This window comes from Pseudomonas sp. P110(2024), assembly GCF_057480795.1.
Genome location: NZ_JBLIYT010000006.1, coordinates 307,613 through 325,511 on the forward strand (window position 1 = coordinate 307,613; position 17,899 = coordinate 325,511).

Annotated in this window: 27 protein-coding genes and 3 pseudogenes; 10 read left to right on the plus strand and 20 right to left on the minus strand. The window is 58.2% G+C overall.

Features of this window, described 5'->3' with window-relative positions; all coding sequences use genetic code 11:
* Positions 1-50 precede the first annotated feature (50 nt).
* From AC25ND_RS12070 to AC25ND_RS12100, 7 genes and pseudogenes are all read right to left on the minus strand, one after another.
* A pseudogene (locus tag AC25ND_RS12070) lies at positions 51-787 on the minus strand (cryptochrome/photolyase family protein); the annotation flags it as partial.
* A gap of 8 nt (positions 788-795) precedes the next feature.
* Positions 796-1,101, minus strand: a complete 306-nt coding sequence (locus tag AC25ND_RS12075) for a DUF6482 family protein (RefSeq protein ID WP_016486281.1) — start codon at positions 1,099-1,101, stop codon at positions 796-798.
* A complete protein-coding gene (locus tag AC25ND_RS12080; protein WP_096048466.1) occupies positions 1,098-1,634 on the minus strand; it encodes a DUF3833 domain-containing protein in 537 nt (178 codons plus the stop codon). The genes AC25ND_RS12075 and AC25ND_RS12080 overlap by 4 nt, the downstream gene beginning before the upstream one ends.
* A gap of 11 nt (positions 1,635-1,645) precedes the next feature.
* Positions 1,646-2,173, minus strand: coding sequence for a chalcone isomerase family protein (locus AC25ND_RS12085; protein WP_096050243.1), 528 nt, complete (start codon positions 2,171-2,173; stop codon positions 1,646-1,648).
* A 420-nt stretch (positions 2,174-2,593) separates the two neighbouring features.
* Entirely contained in the window at positions 2,594-2,962 is a 369-nt protein-coding gene (locus AC25ND_RS12090) for an HNH endonuclease (protein WP_486976323.1), read from the minus strand.
* 3 nt (positions 2,963-2,965) lie between these two features.
* Positions 2,966-3,040, minus strand: coding sequence for a hypothetical protein (locus tag AC25ND_RS12095; RefSeq protein ID WP_486976358.1), 75 nt, complete (start codon positions 3,038-3,040; stop codon positions 2,966-2,968).
* Entirely contained in the window at positions 3,015-3,326 is a 312-nt protein-coding gene (locus AC25ND_RS12100; protein WP_486976324.1) for a phage holin family protein, read from the minus strand. Before AC25ND_RS12100 ends, AC25ND_RS12095 begins: the two co-directional genes overlap by 26 nt.
* 181 nt (positions 3,327-3,507) lie before the next feature.
* Here AC25ND_RS12100 and AC25ND_RS12105 point away from each other — a divergent pair, with 181 nt between their 5' ends.
* Positions 3,508-3,690 (plus strand): type II toxin-antitoxin system HicA family toxin, encoded by a 183-nt coding sequence (locus AC25ND_RS12105; RefSeq protein ID WP_486976325.1) that lies wholly within the window; start codon positions 3,508-3,510, stop codon positions 3,688-3,690.
* Between the two features lie 50 nt (positions 3,691-3,740).
* Positions 3,741-4,202, plus strand: coding sequence for a type II toxin-antitoxin system HicB family antitoxin (locus AC25ND_RS12110; protein ID WP_486976326.1), 462 nt, complete (start codon positions 3,741-3,743; stop codon positions 4,200-4,202).
* 112 nt (positions 4,203-4,314) lie between these two features.
* Here AC25ND_RS12110 and AC25ND_RS12115 read toward each other — a convergent pair whose 3' ends face one another.
* The 12 genes and pseudogenes from AC25ND_RS12115 to AC25ND_RS12170 form a co-directional block, all read right to left on the minus strand.
* A complete protein-coding gene (locus AC25ND_RS12115; RefSeq protein ID WP_486976327.1) occupies positions 4,315-4,626 on the minus strand; it encodes a DUF2513 domain-containing protein in 312 nt (103 codons plus the stop codon).
* A 184-nt stretch (positions 4,627-4,810) separates the two neighbouring features.
* A pseudogene (locus tag AC25ND_RS12120) lies at positions 4,811-5,183 on the minus strand (antitermination protein Q).
* Positions 5,180-5,447, minus strand: a pseudogene (locus AC25ND_RS12125) (hypothetical protein). The pseudogenes AC25ND_RS12120 and AC25ND_RS12125 overlap by 4 nt, the downstream one beginning before the upstream one ends.
* 118 nt (positions 5,448-5,565) lie before the next feature.
* Entirely contained in the window at positions 5,566-6,774 is a 1,209-nt protein-coding gene (locus AC25ND_RS12130) for a tyrosine-type recombinase/integrase (protein ID WP_486976328.1), read from the minus strand.
* On the minus strand, positions 6,761-8,152 hold the full coding sequence (locus AC25ND_RS12135) for a replicative DNA helicase (protein WP_486976329.1): 1,392 nt from the start codon (positions 8,150-8,152) through the stop codon (positions 6,761-6,763). Before AC25ND_RS12135 ends, AC25ND_RS12130 begins: the two co-directional genes overlap by 14 nt.
* Positions 8,149-8,949, minus strand: a complete 801-nt coding sequence (locus AC25ND_RS12140) for an ATP-binding protein (protein ID WP_486976330.1) — start codon at positions 8,947-8,949, stop codon at positions 8,149-8,151. The genes AC25ND_RS12135 and AC25ND_RS12140 overlap by 4 nt, the downstream gene beginning before the upstream one ends.
* Positions 8,930-9,661, minus strand: a complete 732-nt coding sequence (locus AC25ND_RS12145) for a helix-turn-helix domain-containing protein (RefSeq protein ID WP_486976331.1) — start codon at positions 9,659-9,661, stop codon at positions 8,930-8,932. Before AC25ND_RS12145 ends, AC25ND_RS12140 begins: the two co-directional genes overlap by 20 nt.
* Positions 9,662-9,665: 4 nt before the next feature.
* A complete protein-coding gene (locus AC25ND_RS12150) occupies positions 9,666-9,932 on the minus strand; it encodes a hypothetical protein (protein WP_486976332.1) in 267 nt (88 codons plus the stop codon).
* On the minus strand, positions 9,929-10,696 hold the full coding sequence (locus tag AC25ND_RS12155; RefSeq protein ID WP_414536646.1) for a BRO-N domain-containing protein: 768 nt from the start codon (positions 10,694-10,696) through the stop codon (positions 9,929-9,931). Before AC25ND_RS12155 ends, AC25ND_RS12150 begins: the two co-directional genes overlap by 4 nt.
* Entirely contained in the window at positions 10,693-11,166 is a 474-nt protein-coding gene (locus AC25ND_RS12160; protein ID WP_486976333.1) for a Cro/CI family transcriptional regulator, read from the minus strand. Before AC25ND_RS12160 ends, AC25ND_RS12155 begins: the two co-directional genes overlap by 4 nt.
* The gene (locus AC25ND_RS12165; RefSeq protein WP_088852295.1) at positions 11,163-11,432 is read right to left on the minus strand and encodes a hypothetical protein; all 270 of its coding nucleotides are present in this window, start codon (positions 11,430-11,432) and stop codon (positions 11,163-11,165) included. The genes AC25ND_RS12160 and AC25ND_RS12165 overlap by 4 nt, the downstream gene beginning before the upstream one ends.
* A gap of 441 nt (positions 11,433-11,873) precedes the next feature.
* Positions 11,874-12,140, minus strand: coding sequence for a Cro/CI family transcriptional regulator (locus AC25ND_RS12170; protein ID WP_486976334.1), 267 nt, complete (start codon positions 12,138-12,140; stop codon positions 11,874-11,876).
* 107 nt (positions 12,141-12,247) lie between these two features.
* On the opposite strand from AC25ND_RS12170, the gene AC25ND_RS12175 reads away from it, so the two are divergent.
* The 8 genes from AC25ND_RS12175 to AC25ND_RS12210 all read left to right on the plus strand — a co-directional run bounded on the left by AC25ND_RS12175 (position 12,248) and on the right by AC25ND_RS12210 (position 16,136).
* Complete coding sequence (locus AC25ND_RS12175) at positions 12,248-12,904, plus strand: LexA family protein (protein ID WP_486976335.1); 657 nt, start codon at positions 12,248-12,250, stop codon at positions 12,902-12,904.
* Between the two features lie 125 nt (positions 12,905-13,029).
* Positions 13,030-13,281 carry a DUF1654 domain-containing protein gene (locus AC25ND_RS12180; RefSeq protein WP_486976336.1) on the plus strand — a complete coding sequence of 84 codons (252 nt, stop codon included), beginning with the start codon at positions 13,030-13,032 and terminating at the stop codon, positions 13,279-13,281.
* Positions 13,282-13,414: 133 nt separating this feature from the next.
* Positions 13,415-13,795 carry a response regulator transcription factor gene (locus AC25ND_RS12185; protein WP_486976337.1) on the plus strand — a complete coding sequence of 127 codons (381 nt, stop codon included), beginning with the start codon at positions 13,415-13,417 and terminating at the stop codon, positions 13,793-13,795.
* Positions 13,796-13,864: 69 nt separating this feature from the next.
* Positions 13,865-14,044, plus strand: coding sequence for a carbon storage regulator (locus AC25ND_RS12190; protein ID WP_486976338.1), 180 nt, complete (start codon positions 13,865-13,867; stop codon positions 14,042-14,044).
* Entirely contained in the window at positions 14,034-14,252 is a 219-nt protein-coding gene (locus AC25ND_RS12195; RefSeq protein ID WP_486976339.1) for a YlcI/YnfO family protein, read from the plus strand. Before AC25ND_RS12190 ends, AC25ND_RS12195 begins: the two co-directional genes overlap by 11 nt.
* Positions 14,249-14,437 (plus strand): hypothetical protein, encoded by a 189-nt coding sequence (locus AC25ND_RS12200; RefSeq protein ID WP_486976340.1) that lies wholly within the window; start codon positions 14,249-14,251, stop codon positions 14,435-14,437. Before AC25ND_RS12195 ends, AC25ND_RS12200 begins: the two co-directional genes overlap by 4 nt.
* The gene (locus AC25ND_RS12205) at positions 14,421-14,786 is read left to right on the plus strand and encodes a hypothetical protein (protein WP_486976341.1); all 366 of its coding nucleotides are present in this window, start codon (positions 14,421-14,423) and stop codon (positions 14,784-14,786) included. The genes AC25ND_RS12200 and AC25ND_RS12205 overlap by 17 nt, the downstream gene beginning before the upstream one ends.
* 159 nt (positions 14,787-14,945) lie before the next feature.
* Positions 14,946-16,136 (plus strand): Arm DNA-binding domain-containing protein, encoded by a 1,191-nt coding sequence (locus AC25ND_RS12210; RefSeq protein ID WP_486976342.1) that lies wholly within the window; start codon positions 14,946-14,948, stop codon positions 16,134-16,136.
* Here the strand turns inward: AC25ND_RS12210 and AC25ND_RS12215 are convergent.
* Positions 16,123-17,793 (minus strand): ATP-dependent nuclease, encoded by a 1,671-nt coding sequence (locus AC25ND_RS12215; protein WP_486976343.1) that lies wholly within the window; start codon positions 17,791-17,793, stop codon positions 16,123-16,125. The genes AC25ND_RS12210 and AC25ND_RS12215 overlap by 14 nt on opposite strands.
* Positions 17,794-17,899 lie beyond the last annotated feature (106 nt).

Genomic DNA, 17,899 nt, shown 5'->3' on the forward strand with positions numbered 1-17,899 from the left:
CGCATCAAGCTGCGCTAACAGTGCTTGGCCACGCTGCCACACGGCATCGCGCCGAAAGCCGCCAGGCCAAAATCCAGAAAGTGCTTCCACAGCTGCTTTGCCTCGGCATGGGTCACGGGGTAGTCAAAGCCGTCGATGTCCCCGTAGTGGTCGCTGAAGCGTTGTCGTACCAAGGCGACCACCGCTGCTGTGATCCCGTCCTGCGCGAAATGCGCAGCGAACGGCCCACGCAACTGGCGAGGCAGGGGCTTGCGGTTGTCACCATCAAAACTCCAGGCCCCACCTGCCGGGCTGCCGTCGGGCTGCATAAGCAGGACGCTTCGCTTGCGCATGCCACGGTAGAAGTGCTCCATACGCAGCTGACGACGCTCATGGGCCCAGCGCGCAAAGGCTTCGCGGGAGCACAGAAACGCGTGTCGCGATGCCACACGAGGGGCAATCCGGCATCACGCAGAGCCTGCTCCAGGCGCCATTACCCGCACTCGGTCAGGTGAATTTGCGTGGCGCCCAGGGCTTCTTGCCAGCGATGCAACTCGCCAACGATGCTGCCGCTGTTGCCGTCAGCATCGAGCTCGACATAATGCACCTGCCAACCCCGCTAACGCAGGGTCTGGGCAAAGTGCCGCATGGCACTGAAGATGAGCACGATCTTGAGCGGATGATGCGGCACATAGCGAGCCTCACCCTCCACTTCCGCCATCAGAACAGCATCGCGGGCGGGGTCAAGGGCAGCCAGGCTCGCCAGGTCAAACGACAGCTGGTCACCCAGCACAAGGCCCAGGCGCATCGTTCAGGCTACCATTGGCTGGTGAGCGTGACCGGTACGCGAAGCGGCGCAATGGGGCCGTCTCGTTGCCCGCACATCTCATCATGCACCACCTGCTGTACCAGCATGCAAGGCACGGGTGGCAGGTCGGCCAACAGCTGCCGCAGCTCGGTAGTGGAACGCACGCGAACGGGCTGCCCATGGGCGTCGCTCAGTGTCACGGGGCCGGCGTCGGTCAAGGCGCGCAGAAGGTAGAAGCCACCCTCCAGCGACAGCAGTTCAAGCTCCTTTGCTTCGCCAGTCGAGACCAGCTGGGTAAGCGCTATCAGGTTCATTGTGTGCCCTCTGGCTGGCGGCGGAAAAACAGGGTGATCTGGCCGATTTCGATGCCCAGCTTGCTCATGCTTGAACGGTTGATCAGGGTGTCGTCATCCATCAGATACATCCAGTCGTCCAGGTCTACCTGCCAGTGCCGCCCGTCAACTGGCAGGTCCAGCTGGTAACGCCATCGCAACGCGTTACCCGCCACTTCACCGCGCGCCTCGCCGATCACATCTCCTGCCGTTCCGCGCCAGCGACCAGGACCGTCTGGCACCAGTGTCCAGGTACGCTGCTGGCGAGTGCCATCGCTATAGAGAAAATGTTCGTCGAGAATCAGCCGCTCACCATCGCGGCGGCTGTCGATACGCACGTGGAAGCGCTTGACCACTTCCCCGGAACGCTTCTGGAACATCCCCCAGGCCTGCACTGGTCGCGAGAAGAATGCAGCCAGGTCCAGTTTCGGTTGCTCCTGGGCATAGTCCTCGACAACGACATTGCTGCAGCTGCCCAGAAGCATGCAGGAAACCAGCAGCAGTACTTTGTACATATTCATGTTCCTCAGTCGTTGCCAGCCAGCCCAAGCAGGCTCTGGCGCAGTTGCGGGTCCCTGGAGCGTGGGTCTAGCCAGATGGAGAAGAACAGCCGAGCAAAAACTGGATCGGCGATTTCGCGGCGGAACTCACCGTCGACGTAAAAGCGGCAGCCTTGCCCCGGCAGGTACAAGCCGGTAATGCGCATACCAGGGCGCACGTCCACAAATGCCTCCTCAACTGCGTTGGCCCATCCCGTGCGTTGCTCCGGCGTCATGCTGCCAGCGTAGAGGCGGCGCATTTCCTCCAGGCTAGCCTGTACCAGCGTGTCTTTGGATAAAGACCGGTGGTAAATAAGCTCAAGTGCGAAAGGCTGGTTCCAGTCAAGAGATGGGCCCACTGTCCATAAATGGCCTGTGTAAAGGCGCAGGCCAAACCAATTGAACTCACCGACACCCAACCGCTGCGCCCCGGGCAACTCTGGTCGCCAATCCGCCTCCGCCGACAACGCAGCAATCAATAGGTAAAGGCAAGTCCAACGAGTAGACAGCGCCATAACGACTCCAAGCACAACTGAATTACTGTACAACAATAGCATCATGTACAGATATTGTATGATTTTGTATAGTTTTTCGCCCAGCCACCCATCCGGCACGAAGCACCGCTGGACTAAGCGCCAGTGGGTCCCAATCATTATCTATTCAACTGGGTATCTGATCAGCGCCCCTCATCCACTTGGCAGGTCCTAGCCTGCGTTTTCCGCAAAAAATCAGTCATGTAGCAGTTGCTGACGCGTGATTACATCAACGATGTTTTCACGGTCTCGAGCTGGACAACCTCTGAAATGCGATTTTTTTTAATTTCGCGGGTGTGTGAAAACGGCTGGGCGATCGGTGGAGAAAGGCCGAGCCTGCAGCGATTTTGCCCCGCCCCCCTATTTGGTGATTTTTCGACCACTTTTCGGCGCCTGATCGGCTCACGATCGCCACCGCGCCTCTTTCGCTTCGCGCTGCGTTTTGCGGCGGTGGCAGTCGGTATTGATCGCCTGCAGGTTGTCGAAGTCGTCCGTTCCGCCGCGACTTTTCGGTGTTTTGTGGTCAACTTCTATCGCTGGTAGGCGCTTTCCGTTGCAGTCTTCGCACTGGCACAGGTGTCGATCACGCTTAAGCACAGCCTTGGCCAGCTTGCGCCACCGCCAGCCATACCCAATCTGCTCAGCCGTGCCGCGTACCTGGTTGTTCCACCCCACAGCCAGCGGCGCATGAGCGTCACAGTAGCCGTGGCTATGGCTGGTCTTACCCGGGCACAACGGTGCTCGGCACGGGCGCTTGGCCTTCGGCGGCATGCATCAGCCCTCCACCTTGCGGCTCATGAAGCGGTCGGAGTACTCGCGCAGCTTATCGACCCCGATGAAGCCGACCATGCAGTCTGCAAACACTCACAGATTGGCTGGCAGTGCGAAGTACTCCAGCACTGGCAGCAAGCTGATCGCGATGAGGCCGCAGAGCGCGCCCCTCAAGTACAGCCTTGCGACCTCGGCCGCCGCCATAGATGACGCGGCACATGGTCACAGCAGCAGCTATGCCACCGGTAGCCAACTGCGACTGATGTGCAATCAGCCACGCGAACACAGCGGCCCACAGACCAGGATCCTTCTCGGGAATGAAGGTCTTTCCCCTCGGTCCGTCAAAGCCGCCCGCTATGCACACGTGAGGTGCGAGCTCATCAACTGCCGGTGTTCTTTGTCACGCCGGACTACCGGCTACGCCGCATCCAGGCCCCGCTCGAAGGCACACCCTGGCTATGGTGAAAATATAATCAACACAAATGTTTATTCTAAACACTTGTGTTGATACAATAGACCCATCAACAGACATACAAGGAGAGTTGATGAAGTACAGCGAATTCCGGCGATGGCTGGAGGCTCAAGGGGTCGAGTTCTCAAAGGCGGCAAGCGGTAGCCACTTCAAGATCAGATACCAAGGCAAACAGACAATCTTCCCCTTCCACAGCTCCAAAGAGATCGGCGAAGGACTCAGGAAGGAAATCATCAAGCAACTGGGCCTCAAGTGAGGCCCCACTTGCCGGAACGCGACTCAGATCAACTCCCAATGGAGGAAACCATGTACGACTACAAAATCGTGGCCCACGAAGAAAACGGGCATTACTGGTCGTCCTGCCCGGACGTGCCAGAGGCGCACAGCGTCGGGGATACCCTGGAGGAACTGCTGGAAAACGCAGTTGAAGGGATCACCCTGGCGCTGTCGATCTATGTTGAGCGGAAACAGCTACTACCCGAGGCTACCGGCCGGGGCGACCATGCCGTGCGCCTCCCGGTTATCACCGTGGCTAAGGGCCTGCTCTGGGACATGATGCTTCGAACCAACATGACCCGCACCGATCTTGCCGAGCGCCTGGGGATCTCACCTACCGCGGCTGGCCGCCTAGTTGACTTCGAGCACACCTCGAAAATTGAGAGCCTGGAGAACGCCCTGCAGCTGTTCAGCCTTCGCCTCCAAGTCACCCCCGTGGGGCCTTACGCGGTCGGCACTACCCCTCATGCCCGCATGGGCGTAGAGCCATAACGCAACAGGCCCGGTCGGCTGCTGTAGGCACAAAAACAGAAAGCCCCGCACAGTGTCGGGGCTCGATAAACATAAGTCCCGGCGCTACGGCCGGGCAAACCTCACGCCTTACTCAAAGCAGGCTCCGGTAGTCGACAAAGCCCTCTGGCCGATGAGCATCTAAGAAGTCATGCCCAGCCCACGTAAGGTCGAAGTCATCATGGGCCATGCCTTCACTCGATTCAGTTTCAATGACGAACCCTGCGGTAACCAGGATCCGCAGGTGATAGTCCAGGGCGTCCCAGAGCTCTTCGCTTGACATCGAAGCAGAAAATTCCGTCTGCCCCAGGAGCACTTTCAACTCATGCCGGGTAAGACTGCCACCATCGGCAACTTCCTCCAGAGACAACAGCAACACTAACGCCAAAGCTTTGTTTCTCTTCACGCCTAATCCCTCAGTAAGTGGCAGCAATTGGCCATCTTTCGAGTCTACATCGAGGCGGATAGTAATAAGAAGAGATCCACAAAAAACCCCAACGCAATGGCCGGGGTTTCTCTGTGTCGCGGTGCGTTGCAAGCTGGACACGCTGCTATGAAAACAGGTGTTTATCCGCCCGGAAAGAACTTTTTCACGCGGCCTCCCGGATGTGTTCCAGCGCGGAGTCACCCCATGCGACACCCTGCTTGATGATCTCGAACGCCTTGCGCTCGGCCATCCTATTTGCCTCACCGATCCGCAGCGAAGGCCACTTGGCGCCGTAGTACAAGCCAGACGAAGTCGCCCATCTGCTGGTTGCGCTTCGACAGCCTGGCCGCGACTGAGTCGGTCATCAGGGCCGCGTCGTCAGTCAGCGAGTACTCCAAACCGCCACCTGGCGCCGCTGCTCCGATGGATGGAGACACGTACCGCCCCCCCATTCCATCCATCCGCCAGCTGCCCCACTGCTCCAGCAACCACTCGGTATCCCCCAAGGGCTTGCCCACATAAGTCCGTTTCTTCATGCAGCCCTCCGGGGCATCGGGTCGGTGTCCAGGCCGAACAGCTCGCACAGGAGCTTGTAGGCGCGCTTGTTCTTGGCGTCGCCCTGGATGATCCAGGCCTTGGCGAACTGCTCGAACCCCTCAGTCAGCCACGATATCCATCAGCGCCACCGAAGCGATCCGGCCACTGGTCTGGTCCAGCAGGATGCGGTTGCCCTGCTTGAGGAACTCCCGCTCGACGGCGGTCAGGTTCTTGCGCGGCAGGGCCGCAGTTACGTTACTCATGGTCTTCTCTCGGCGCGGATTCTCGAATGTGCATCCTCCCTTGGGATGGATCCTGAAAACCGCCACAGCCCGCGTCGGCACTGGCGTTGGCGGGCGATGACGGGGTTTTCTGTCTCGGCTATGTCTCGGTGTGCAGCACAGTGAAACCGTGCTGGTCGAGCTGCTGATGCCAGGCCTCCAGGGCGCGGCGTTTCAGCGCCTCGGCGGTGGTGTGGATGTAGGTGGCGTCCAGGTCCTTCATGGCGTGGTTGAGCAGCAGCTCACCGACCAGGTAGTCCACCCCAAGGTCAGTCCAGGCGGTGCGGGCCACCTTCCTGAGGTCATGGCTCGACCATGCGCCCTGGGCCAGGTCGCTGAACAAGGTGCTGGCCTTGCTCGGGCTCAGCGGCGCACCGTGGCTGCCAGGGAACAGCAACGGCCCCGTGTAGCCCTGGGCCGTCTGCAGGCGCTGGTAGCGGCGCAGCAGCGCACAGACCTGGGCGGTCAGCGGCAGTGTGTGCTCGGCCTTGGTCTTGGTGTCGCCCGCCGGGATGAACCAGCGCCCCGCGTCGAGATTGAAGTGGCGCCAGCGCGCCAGCCGGGTCTCCCCCAAGCGCGAGCCGTGGCACAGCATCATCAGCGCCAACATGCTGCCCGCCGGCTCGACCTCGAAGCGTTCGGCCAGCCGCACCAGCACGCTCGGCACATCGTCTCCGCGCAGCCGCGCCGGCTTAGGCCGGATCCGGGTGCGCACGAAGTCGGTGAACTTAAGCGCCGCCAGCGGGTTGGCCGCCAGCAGCTCCAGTCGCAGGGCCTGACGGAACGCCACCGCGAGCACGCCATAGACCGAACGCACGAAGGACAGGGCGTACCGCTCCTGCAGCGGCCACATCAGCTGCTGATCGATCAGTAGCTTGCTGACCGCGTCCAGGCGCTGCTCCCCCAGGCGCGGCAGCAGGTGACGATCCAAGGCCGACCGGACGCTAGCCTTGCGCTTGGCCGACAGCCCCCGGTCCCGGTTCATCCGGTCGCGGTACCACGTCAGCACCTCGCCCACCGTCGTCCAGCTGGTGGTGGTGGACTTGGCGCTGGCATCGGCCGCCCGGCGCGCCAGGATCGCCGGTAGCGTGGCCAACATGGTCTTGGTGTTGATCCCCGGGTAATCCCCGGCCTTGCCCCAGCGCTGGCGAAACACCACGTGCCAGGCGCCCCGGGAACGGTCGGTGGTCGAGTAACGGAAGCGCAGTTCGCGGTGGCGGGTATCGCGCAATTGACTTGCATCCCCAGCGGCGTGCCGGCGGATCTCGGCATCGCTGAGGGTGACGGTCAGGGTTTTAGAAGCGTTCATGGGCCCCTCCCTTGTAGCGCTGGGCATAGCTGGCCCGCCCCGCCTCGATCTCGTCGTCGCAGGGCAGCGTGCCCGCGAAATCAGCGAAGCGCCCGTATTGCCCCTCCTGCTGGACGATGCAGCTGCCGACGCGGGCGTGCCGGCACTTGGTCATGAGGATCTCGGTCAAGCCGTTCTGGCCCTCCTCGCTGTCCATGTCGCGATGGACCATCAGGATGCAGCTGGCGTCGGCCTCGATCTCGCCGGAGTCGCGCAGGTCGCTGGACTGCGGTTTCTTGCCGACCCGCTTGGTGGATTCGCGGTTCAGCTGCGCCAGCTCGATCACCGGGATGGCCAGTTCCTTGGCCAGTTGCAGCAAGGCCTTGCTGATCTGCCCCACCTCCTCGTTGCGGCTGCGGCCGGCGCGGTCGCCGCGCACCAGCGTCAGGTAGTCGACCACGATCCCGGCCAGGCCGTGCTCACGCTGACACTGGCGCGCCGTGGCGCGGATGCTCGCCGGGGTCTGCACCGGGTCATCACAGACGAACAACGGCGCCTGCTGGGCCTGAGCCACCGCACTGACCATCCGCGCCCAGTCGTCGTCCTGCATCCGGTCCGGGTTGTCCAGCCGCTGCAGGGACACCCCACCCAGCGAGGCAATGGCGCGCAGGCCCAGCTCCTCGCCCGGCATTTCGATGGAGAACACCAGCCATGGCTGTCTTTCTTTGACGGCGTTGTGCTGGGCGATCTGCAGGGCCAAGGTGGTCTTGCCGCTGCCGGGCAAGCCAGCGATCACTGTCACCTTTTTCGGGCGGATGCCCTGGACCAGCTCGTCCAGGGTGTGGAGGCCGGTACCGGGCCAGGCCTGTGCGTTGCCGTTCAACTTGTCATCGACCAGTTGCGCCGCCGCCCCCATCCACGCGTCCAAGCGCTTGAAGCCCTTGGTCTCGCCATCCAGGTCACGCAGTTCGGCCATGGCCTGTTGCGCGGTGGCGATCACCTCGGCGGTGGGCGCGCCCGCCGCCACCATGGTCTCGGCCTGGCCAGCAATGTCGAGAATGTAGCGGATAACGCCCCACTCCTTCACGTGCTTGGCGTAGGCCTTCCAGTTGGCCACCGAGGGCACGTTGCGGGCCAGCTCGGCAGCGTAGGCCATGACCGAGTCGCTGCTGGGCAGGTGGCGCCGCACCATGCCCACGGTCACCGGGTCGATGGGCAAGTTGCGGTCGCGGCATTCCTGCATCGCCTCGAACAACGCCGCGTTATCGTCCCGGTAGAAATCGCTGGCCCGCACTTGGCCGAGGATGTCCTCGACCAGGCCAGTGTCCTGCTGCAGGCCAGCCTGTAGCACCGCGCCGAGCACGCCATGTTCGGCTTCGTCGCTGAACAGCGCCCTCATGCCACCGCCCTCATCGAGGACCAGGTGAAGCCAACGGCCATGCCACCGTTCTGCCGCAGGCGGTCCAGGGCGCGGTCACCGATGTAGGCCTTCAATCCGTCGACACCCAGGTTGCTGATCAGCACCGTGGGCAGAACCGCCTGATACCGACGGTCGATGATGGCGTGCAGCAGCGCCAGCTCGTACTCACTGCCCTTCTGACAGCCAACCTCATCAATCACCAACAGGTCCAGGCCCCCCAGGTGCAGCACCACGTCCCGGTCGGTGTAACCCGCTCCCGGGACCATCGAGGCGCGGGCAAGGCTGATGATGTCGCTGGCCGGAATGATCAGCGCCCGGCACTGGTCAGCCACAACGGTGCGCACAATCGCGCTGGCCAGGTGGGTTTTGCCGCAGCCGACGTTGCCGGTCAGCAGCAGCGAGCGGCCAGCACGGAAGTGGCTCGGGAACTGCTCGGCGTAGTCGCGGCACTTGCTCAGGGCCTTGCGCTGCTGCTCGGTCTCGGCGACATAGCCGTCGAACGTAGCGCCAGCGAAGCGCGGCGTGATGCCGGCCCCGATCAGCGCCGCAGTGGTGCGCTCAGCGCGCGCCTGATGCTGGGCCAGCGCGTAGATCTCGGAATCACGCGCAGCCAGGTGCAGCGCCTCCCACTGGCAGCGTTTGCAGCCGCGCACCAGCATCGAGCCATCCAGCTGCTCGACTTCGCTCATATCGACCTCGCCGTGCACCGGGCACTGGCCAGCGAACGCGCGTTTGGCCGGTACGCGGTGGAACAGATCAGAAATTTGCACGGCCATCGTCGCTCTCCAGGTACATGTCGGGGGTGTGTTGCGGCAGGTCGTTGAATGACCCAGGAGGGGCGGCGTAGCCGGCGGGTTCAACAACGTCGTGCCAGCGCTCGCCATTGAGCCAGCTGGAGGCCAGTGGAATGTACTGGCCGCCAGCTTTGGTCCAGTCCCGAGAGACGCAGTGCTTAGCGAGCGCGGCGAGCAGGACGGCCTGCAGGTCGGCAGACGGGTGTAGTTTGTTCCAGGCCTTCAGCGCCTGCTTGCGACTCCGCTTTTTCGGGTACAGCTTCCAGAATTGGTCGAACCCAGCAGCATCGGAAATGCACACAGGCATAGGTTCCTTGACTGGTTCAAAAGAGTGACTGGTTCTGGTGCTTTCTGGGCCTACACCCCCTCTAGGCTGTGGGCCTACATCTGTGCTTTCTGGGCCTACAGGGGGGCTGTTTCGGCCTACACCTGAAAGTGTCAGGGTATACAGGTTGGTGGAGTTCCCTTTCGGACCATCCCGATTCTCAATTCGAAGCAGACCTTGGGCCTCCAACTGCTTGATGTGCTTGCGCACGGTACTGCGGTCGATCTCGCATTGATCAGCGATATGTTGATACGACGGCCAGCACTCGCCCTGATCGCTGGCGTTGTCCGCTAGCTTGATCAGCACCAGCTTGCGCAACGGATTGCCGACTGCGGTGTTCATAGCCTTGACCATTAAATCCATGCTCACGGGCTCAAATCTCCAATACAGCGGTGATCCGCTGGACAAACTGGTCATAGGGTTCAGCCAGGGCGATGCCCTGGTCTTCCAGGTCGGCGCGTCGACGCTTTGCGGCCTCGTAGATCAGCCGGCGATCACGCTCACACAGACGGCTTGCCCTGGTCCCCACTGAAGCTGCGCTTGCGAGCGGGTCATCCAACAGCGGCTCGAAATACGCCTCGCTGATCACAACCGAGTCAGTCGGGCGAGGGGCGCAAAATGGAATGGCGTTGTTGGTCATCGCGCGGCCCTCGGCTTGATCTTGAAACGGTCCTGAGGAATTTCCGGGTGGGTGGCACGCTCCGCCGTGACGTAAGTGCACTGCCCAACGAACTGGTCGAAGCGGCGCGTGATTGCTGCCTTGGGCCAAATGGCGAAGGGCTGCCCGCCCTCGCCTGCGTGCCGGCTGCGCACCATGGCGAATGGCAGCGGCGCGCCGGACACCTCGCGCATCACCGCGTTGACCACCCAGGCGGGCAGGCCGTGACGGTGGTTGATGCGGTCGCGGATCGTGGTGATGGTCTCGAAGCCGCTGGGCACCGTATCGAGGTAGCGGACCTGCTCCAGCCTGCTAGTGCGGTCTTCCACCTGCGCCAGCGCCTGCTGCTGTTCCGCCTGCTTGCGCTCGATAGCCACCAGTTGGTTTGCACTAGCCGCGATGAGCTCAGCCTGGGTCATGGGTCGCGGATACGCGCCTGTGCGGCGGATGGCAGGCAACACTTCATCGAACACCCAGGATTCGAATTGCTGAGCCACGGGCATTGTGCTGTTGACGATGAGGCGCAAGGTGTCGCCTTCAGAAAGAAGCCGAACCTCCTGTATCCCTCCACCGGTTTGAAGGGGGTAGCGTTTCACGACCCCCTTGCAGTGACGACCGATGGCATCGCTTGGATTGGCGTAACGCAGGAGGCTGCACACGTCTTTTGCGACAAACCACGGATCTCCGCTTTCGTCAGTCACCACACGCACCTGCACGCCTTGAAAGTTGAAGGGGCTCAAGTTCATGCAGCGCCTCCAACGCATTGAGATGGAAATGGCTTCTCTTCGACGGCGCTGCAAGAGCCATCAGCATGCCGAGTAACGAAAATGGCTCGCCCGACACGAAGGGCCTTACTGATCGCCGCCTGCCGAACTCCCAGATCCTTCGCGGCGGCATCCTGCCGGCCGCGGGCAAACTCAGCCAATGGCAAGCGGTTTGAATCGGCAGCACCAGACTCCACTGAGGTCATTTTTTGTGGCGCGGCGAGCGCAGCCTCGATGCGTTTCATCAGGCTCTCGTGCTGATCGCCCAGGTAGTTATGCCAGTCGTCCGCGTTGTGAATGGCCAGGTTCGCCACCAGCGCTCCGTGCTTGTCACCCTGGCCCCTGAGCCGCTCCTCAAGTACATGTAAAACTGATCGCAACCAGTTCAGTTGCTCCCTTGCACAGTCGATCAGGGGCGTTACGTCCTCAGCGATCATGGGCTGCTCGCTCATACAGCACCTCCACGCGAAGGTGCGACACCAGCATGCGCAGCAATCACCAGCGCTAACGCGCTCTCAGCGGCGAAATAGACAAGAGTGGCTTTGTTGGATACCGCAGTTTCCTGCATCAGTTCACGAATGCCTCCAAGCATCGCCTCCAGGCGGTAGATCGCGGCATCGAGTGATTCGTGAACTGGGATTTGGGCAGCCGCCTCCAATACTTCATGCAAGCCATTGAGCGCGAAAGAGTGGGCGATGGTTTGAGGCTGATTGCTCATCTCTGATCCTCCGCCCGCTCTACAGCGACAACGCTCGAATCAATCAGGGCTTTGGCTTCGCGCACCAGAGTCCTGATTGCATAGACATGATGCACACTGTCACTGTCAGCAACTAAGTCACCAAGCAGGGCCTCTGCTGAAGAGAGATTGGTGCTCGCAGCATTCATCGCATCACCACAACTAAGACCCGCTAGGACGGAAAATAAGCTTCCGCCAACGACAGGGCCGAACTCAGAGACACTGGTTACCAAGAGACAGGCATCACGGCTTACTTGCGTGAGCGGTGTCACGGTGCTATTTTTTGGGTGCATGAAATCGTCTCCCAACGACGAAGATTAAAAGTCCCTTGCAGGGGATGGTTGAGAAACCCGGCCGGCCAGCCGGGTTTTTTGTTGCCCGGTGAAAGCTATCCGGACAGCAGAAGCTGAAATTCGAGGGAGGTCATGACAGTCCCTGACGATGACTGTATGCACATACAGAGCCATTCGACGTAGATGCTTTCGCAGGTTCAACGAGGCATGATTCGCTAGCGACCACGGGATAGACCTGATCCACCTTCAAACCACCACCTGTGACGGCCTGGATTTGATACTGCCTCAGTAGGGGTATGACGTTTTTCCAGAGCGTCACGGCCCCTGCGGTGATGCCAAGCGCGTCCGCTAACTTTTTCTTGCTTCCAAAATGCGCGACGGCTTGATCTGTATTCACTAAGCATTCCTCCGACTAGGAGAGGAATTAAAGCAAGCTAAACAATCGACGGCAACCATTTTTTTAGCTTGCTGCATGCTTAACACGGGAGTGCTTAAGGTTTCATCATGGAAAGATATGAACGCATCGCCAAAGCCATTGCGGCTAGCGGCAAGAGAAAAATAGAGATCGCTGCAGCCTGCGGCATATCAGCTTCTGCTGTTACGCAGTGGGTGTCCGGCGAAAGCAAAAGCATGAAGCCAGAAAACATCTATGCCCTGGCTAAAGCCACTGGTTTCAGCGCCAAGTGGCTAGCGATTGGTGAAGGGCCAGAACGTGAAAGCACTGATGAGCCAAACATCCGCCCAGTGGTTCAACCCAATCTGATGTACCGCTATCCCGTGATCAGCTGGGTTGCTGCCGGGGCCTGGGCTGAGGCGATCGAACCCTTTCCGCCGGGGTTCTCCGACCGCTACGAGATCTCCGATTATGAAGCCAAAGGCCCTGCTTTTTGGCTTGAAGTCAAAGGTGACTCAATGACCTCCCCGGTCGGGCAAACTATCGCCGAGGGTGCCCTCATTCTGGTCGACACCGAGGCTGATGCGTTCCATGGCAAGCTCGTGGTTGCCAAACTCGGTAACAGCAATGAGGCCACTTTTAAAAAGCTAGTGGAGGATGGTGGCCGAAAATACTTGAAGCCGCTCAATCCTGCTTACCCCACCGAAATCTGCACCGAAGATTGCCGGATTGTAGGAGTGGTAGTGCGAGCCTTACAGAAGCTCTAGCTCAAGCATCCTGCGCCCAGAAAGCATCGAAGCGATCTACGTTTCGGGGATTTTAGCAAGGGCATCTTGTCATGCATCCCCCTTCCAAATACTGTATGCACATACAGCATTTTGCAGGAAATAGTATGCAGTCTCTTCCCTCATTCACCTCCACCTCGCCTCGAACTTACGAACGTATTGGCCACCGACTACGGGATCTCATCTCCGACCCCAAGGTCCAGCGCTTGCAGTGCGTGACTGTTCGCCGACTGGCAAACGAAGACTCAGGGGATTGGTGTAGGGTGATTAGCGAAATTTCTGGGACAGCGGGGGTAAAGGTTGAGGATCTAGGCGATGACGCGATTCGAATCGCCTGGAGCGAGTATTACGATTCTTAAAAGCAGCCCGCCAAACGCGGGCTTTTTTTTGCCCATCGGTTGCAGTCTGCTAAATTTTTAATTCAGCATGCTTGACACAAAATGTTTAGCTAGCTTAAATTTGGCTCATCAGAAATCACCTTGAGCGCTTCGTATGAACGGAATCATTCAGTTTGGCAACCTGCAGGGATCCACCGGTTTGCTCGCAGAGAAAGAGCTAAAAACGGCCTTGGCTATCTGCTCCGGTATGTCGGGAAAGGAAACGGCTCGCGCGTTAGGCTGCGCTCCTGGAACAGTAAAAAAATCTGTTGAGCGTCTTTTTTACAAGCTGGGAGTCTCCAATCGCGCCAGCATGGTTGCAGAGGCCTTTCGGCGTGGCCTTATCTCCCCCGCCAGCGTGCTTGTAATATTTCTGGCAGCGCATAGCGCTCTGGGTACCGACCCCATGAAGAAGACTCGTCGCTCAGGCGTGCCAGAAACGAGAATAGAAACCCGCATAGCTGCTAAGCGCAACGAATTACCTCTGGCGGCCTAAACCCCCTTCACTTGCGAATGCCATCAATCGCGGCAGGCCCTCGGCTTGCCTGGAAAAAGGAGCATCACCATGTTGTGTCTATCCCGAAAAGAAGGCCAGTCGATTGTCATCGGCGACGGCATCACCGTGAGAGTGCTGGAGGTGAACGGCTCCATCGTACGCATCGGCGTCGAAGCTCCAAAAGGCGTGCCGATCGACCGAATAGAAGTTCGGCAGCGCAAGCTGCAGGAGGCTGGTCATGGCCTTTGAATACGGTTCCCGGGAGGCTGACAAGTTCGTGGTCCGACTGCCGGATGGCCTGCGCGACCAAGTGGCCCACGCAGCAGATGCAGATGATCGCTCGATGAATTCGCTGATTGTGAAGGCGATCCGCGAATACCTGGATCGAGCTGCGCGCGCGAATGTTCTTCTCGATGCGCTCACCCAAGCGGCAGAAATCAGAGACGCGCAGCCATGACCCAGCACAAGCCCACTCGAAACGAGTTCGAAGATTTGGGTGAGCGCCTGGTGCGTTTTGGCAAAGCACTGCAAGACAGTACCACCAGCGTGGGCCGTCTCGATCAGTTGGCAAAGGAGTGCGGTATCACGCTGCGTCTACGCACAGTTACCGACTCGGAGGGCGTTCATGGCCAGCATCGCTAAAAAAGCGCTACAGGAAGCTCGCTTGCGCTTGTCGGGGAAGAACAAGCCGAGCAAGACGACTACACAGGTAGCTGCGGGTCCAGTTGCGAATCAAAAGCCCAAGAACATGGAGGTGGTCATCACTGGTCCGATCAACCATTTCATGCTTTTAGAGGGGCGCAATTGGGCGCTCGAAATCGTTACATCGCTCCAGGCAGCGCCGCTGACCGTCATTATCGAACGCTTGTCGGGCGCAGCAACAGGCCGGCCAGGCAGCTATGCGGCCGGCATCCAGTCAGTGATTAAGGAGCTGCTGGGGGCAGACGTGACAGGCCGTGACGGCGACGACCTGACGCATCAGGTGGAGTAAGGCAATGCGCTACATGACCGTCAGAAAGTTCGCCAGCGAGTCTGGCTACACCGAGGATGCGATCCGCTCAAAGATCCGCGACGGGATCTGGCGGCTTGGCGAAATCTGGCACAAGGCGCCGGACGGCCGGACGTTGATTGATATGGAAGGATACGAGACATGGGTAGAGGCGGGAGCGGTGTTAGGGCAGTCTCAGATTCGAGCATCGAGATCACGTTCATGTACCGGGGTGTTAGGTGCCGTGAGCGCGTCTCGCTCAAGCCCACCGCCACTAACCTGAAAAAGGCCCAACAGCACAAAGCAGCAATCGAGCACGCTATTGCCCAGGGAACGTTCGACTACTCCGTCACGTTCCCGGGATCACCGCGTGCCGCCAAGTTTGCGCCAGAGACGAGCCAAGAGACAGTTGGTGGCTTTCTGACCAGGTGGCTTGCTGCGAAGCAGAAACACGTCTCCAGCAGCACCTTCGAGGGATATCGGAAAATCGTCAAGCTTCGGCTCGTTCCCGCGCTGGGGCACCACCTGGTGGTGGACCTCAAGCGCAAGGCGGTCCGTGATTGGCTTGATGGGCTGGAGATCAGTAACAAGACCCTGAGCAATATCCAGAGCTGTCTGCGTTCTGCGCTCAACGATGCTGTGGACGAGGAACTGCTGGATACAAACCCGCTGGCTGGTTGGACTTACGCACGCAAGGAAGCACCACCAAAAGACGATGACGTAGATCCATTCACGCCAGAGGAGCAGCAGGCAATTTTGGCGGCGCTGAGCGGCCAGGCCAGGAACATGGTGCAGTTTGCTTTATGGACAGGGCTTCGGACCAGCGAACTGGTCGCGCTAAATTGGGGGGATGTGGACTGGGTGCGAGGGGAAGTGATGATCAGCAGGGCAATAACCCAGGCTGCAGGTGGTGAGGCTGAAGTAACGAAGACTGCCGCTGGCCGGCGGTCAGTGAAGCTTTTGCGCCCCGCTCTTGAAGCGCTGACGGCGCAGAAGGCACACACGTTCTTAGCTGATGCGGAGGTCTTCCAGAACCCGCGGACACTTGAGCGCTGGGCAGGGGATCAACCGATCCGCAAGACTATGTGGCACCCGGCAACGAAGAAGGCTGGCGTTCGGTACCGCCGCCCCTATCAAACGCGTCACACCTACGCTTCGATGATGCTCTCGGCAGGAGAACACCCGATGTGGGTAGCCAAGCAAATGGGGCACAGCGATTGGACGATGATTGCCCGAGTTTACGGACGCTGGATGCCATCGACAGACGACGCATCAGGGCGGCGCGCCGAGGCTTTATGGGGGGACCAACCGCAGCATGAGAGCATTAATAATGATCAAATCAAAGACCTTTAAGTTGAGCTTGAATTTCCATCGCCCTGTTAATCACCCTAAAAATTTTAAAAAACCCTTCCGCCCCGTCATATGTACTGTCGCCCTCATAACGATCAAGCATGTATTTGGCAAAAGCTTTTTTTGAGGAGTCTCGGATTTTAAAACTTATTAATTTATCGTTAGCATCAACAACTGGCGAAATTTCGAACCAAGCTCGCTCATGGGTATAGGCATCAACAATCCAACCATCAGGGAAAAGGCCCTCTATTTCTCGTCCATCCGGCAACAAGACATACTCTCTATTGGAGTTGAAGTCATATTGTTTATTCGAGCAAAAATGGGCCATATTTTTTGACGCATCGACACCGGCCTTGTCACCGTCAAATAGTGACACCAAGCATATCTCTTGATGTAGAAGCCCGAAATTTGCTTTTAGAAAGCCCAGTAAATCCGGTACACCGGTGAAATCCTTGATGAGAAAATCATGAGATTTTAGATAAGGGTAGTTTGCCTGTTGGAAATCAAGCATAGAATTCCAAATATGCTCAATATATAACTTATCCGTCTCTCCCTCAACGAAAAGCGTAAACCTCCCCAATGCAAAATAGTCACTAAACTTCACACCGAGAGATTCCCTAATTGAATGCGTCGCATCTCTATGGTTTGAAAATTGGCGTATCCATGTAGACTGTGCTTTTCCTTGACGCGTGACACCTTGAACAACATTGATATCTGTAGGCACAAAATTAATGGCATGCGTTGTTTTAACAACAGTAGAAATAGTCGATAAATCATTCAAAATTTTAGACGACTGAAAAGCCAGCGATGGATGCATATAGGTTTCTGGCTCTTCAATCAGCCATATTACATGTTTATCGTCCTGCTGTTGGGTGATCCATTTGAATGATGATAGCAAAACTGCTGCTTGAACGCCCATACCTTTTGAATATATAGAACTCGTATCAGGATCCGAGACATGCAGGTCAAATCCAGAAACCAATTCATTTATTGCCCCATTTGGAATATCAAATCCAACCGTAATTTTATCTAGGCCATTGACAGACAGAACAGAGTTCATACTTTCAGCTACAGCAGCAACGCTCTGTCTAATTCTAGACAAGTGCTGAGCAAGTGCTTGACCGACCTTCATTTTAATGAATGGCGAGACAAACTGACTGTAAAGTTCGTCAATGGACTTTTTGGAAGGAATGTAATAACACTGAAAGGAGTCAAGAACCAACTGTATAAAGCTTTTCTGGGCAGCTGAATATTGGGAAGCTTTGCCTTCCGGCCGCTTCACACCTGGATAAACCTGATAAACCGGGTTGAATCCATTAAAATAGACATTAATGGAAAAGCCATCTTGCGGATCACTAATCCCAAGATAAGACCGAAGTCTTTCTAGTTTTTCGAAGGCCTCCGCATCGACGTCATCTGGATCACCACTAAAATGGCATGTCAAACTAGTCTTTACTGATTTATCAGCAAATGATAGGTCAGTATTAGGATTATACCCGTGCCTATTATCGTACCCTGTGAAGAACATATAAAGAGCCATCAATGCGTTCGTCTTTCCCGCATTATTGGGACCAACGAGAGTCAATCCTCCTGACAGAGTTAGCAACTGCTCAGTTGTGATAGTCCTAAAGTTTTTGATCCGGAGGCTTTCTAATTTCACAGGGGCATTCCATTGCACGTCACAGTGGCACCATGATGTCACAAGGACTAACCCCCTTCAATCGGCCCCGCTAAAAGGGCAGCCTCTGCACTTAAATGACAGCAAA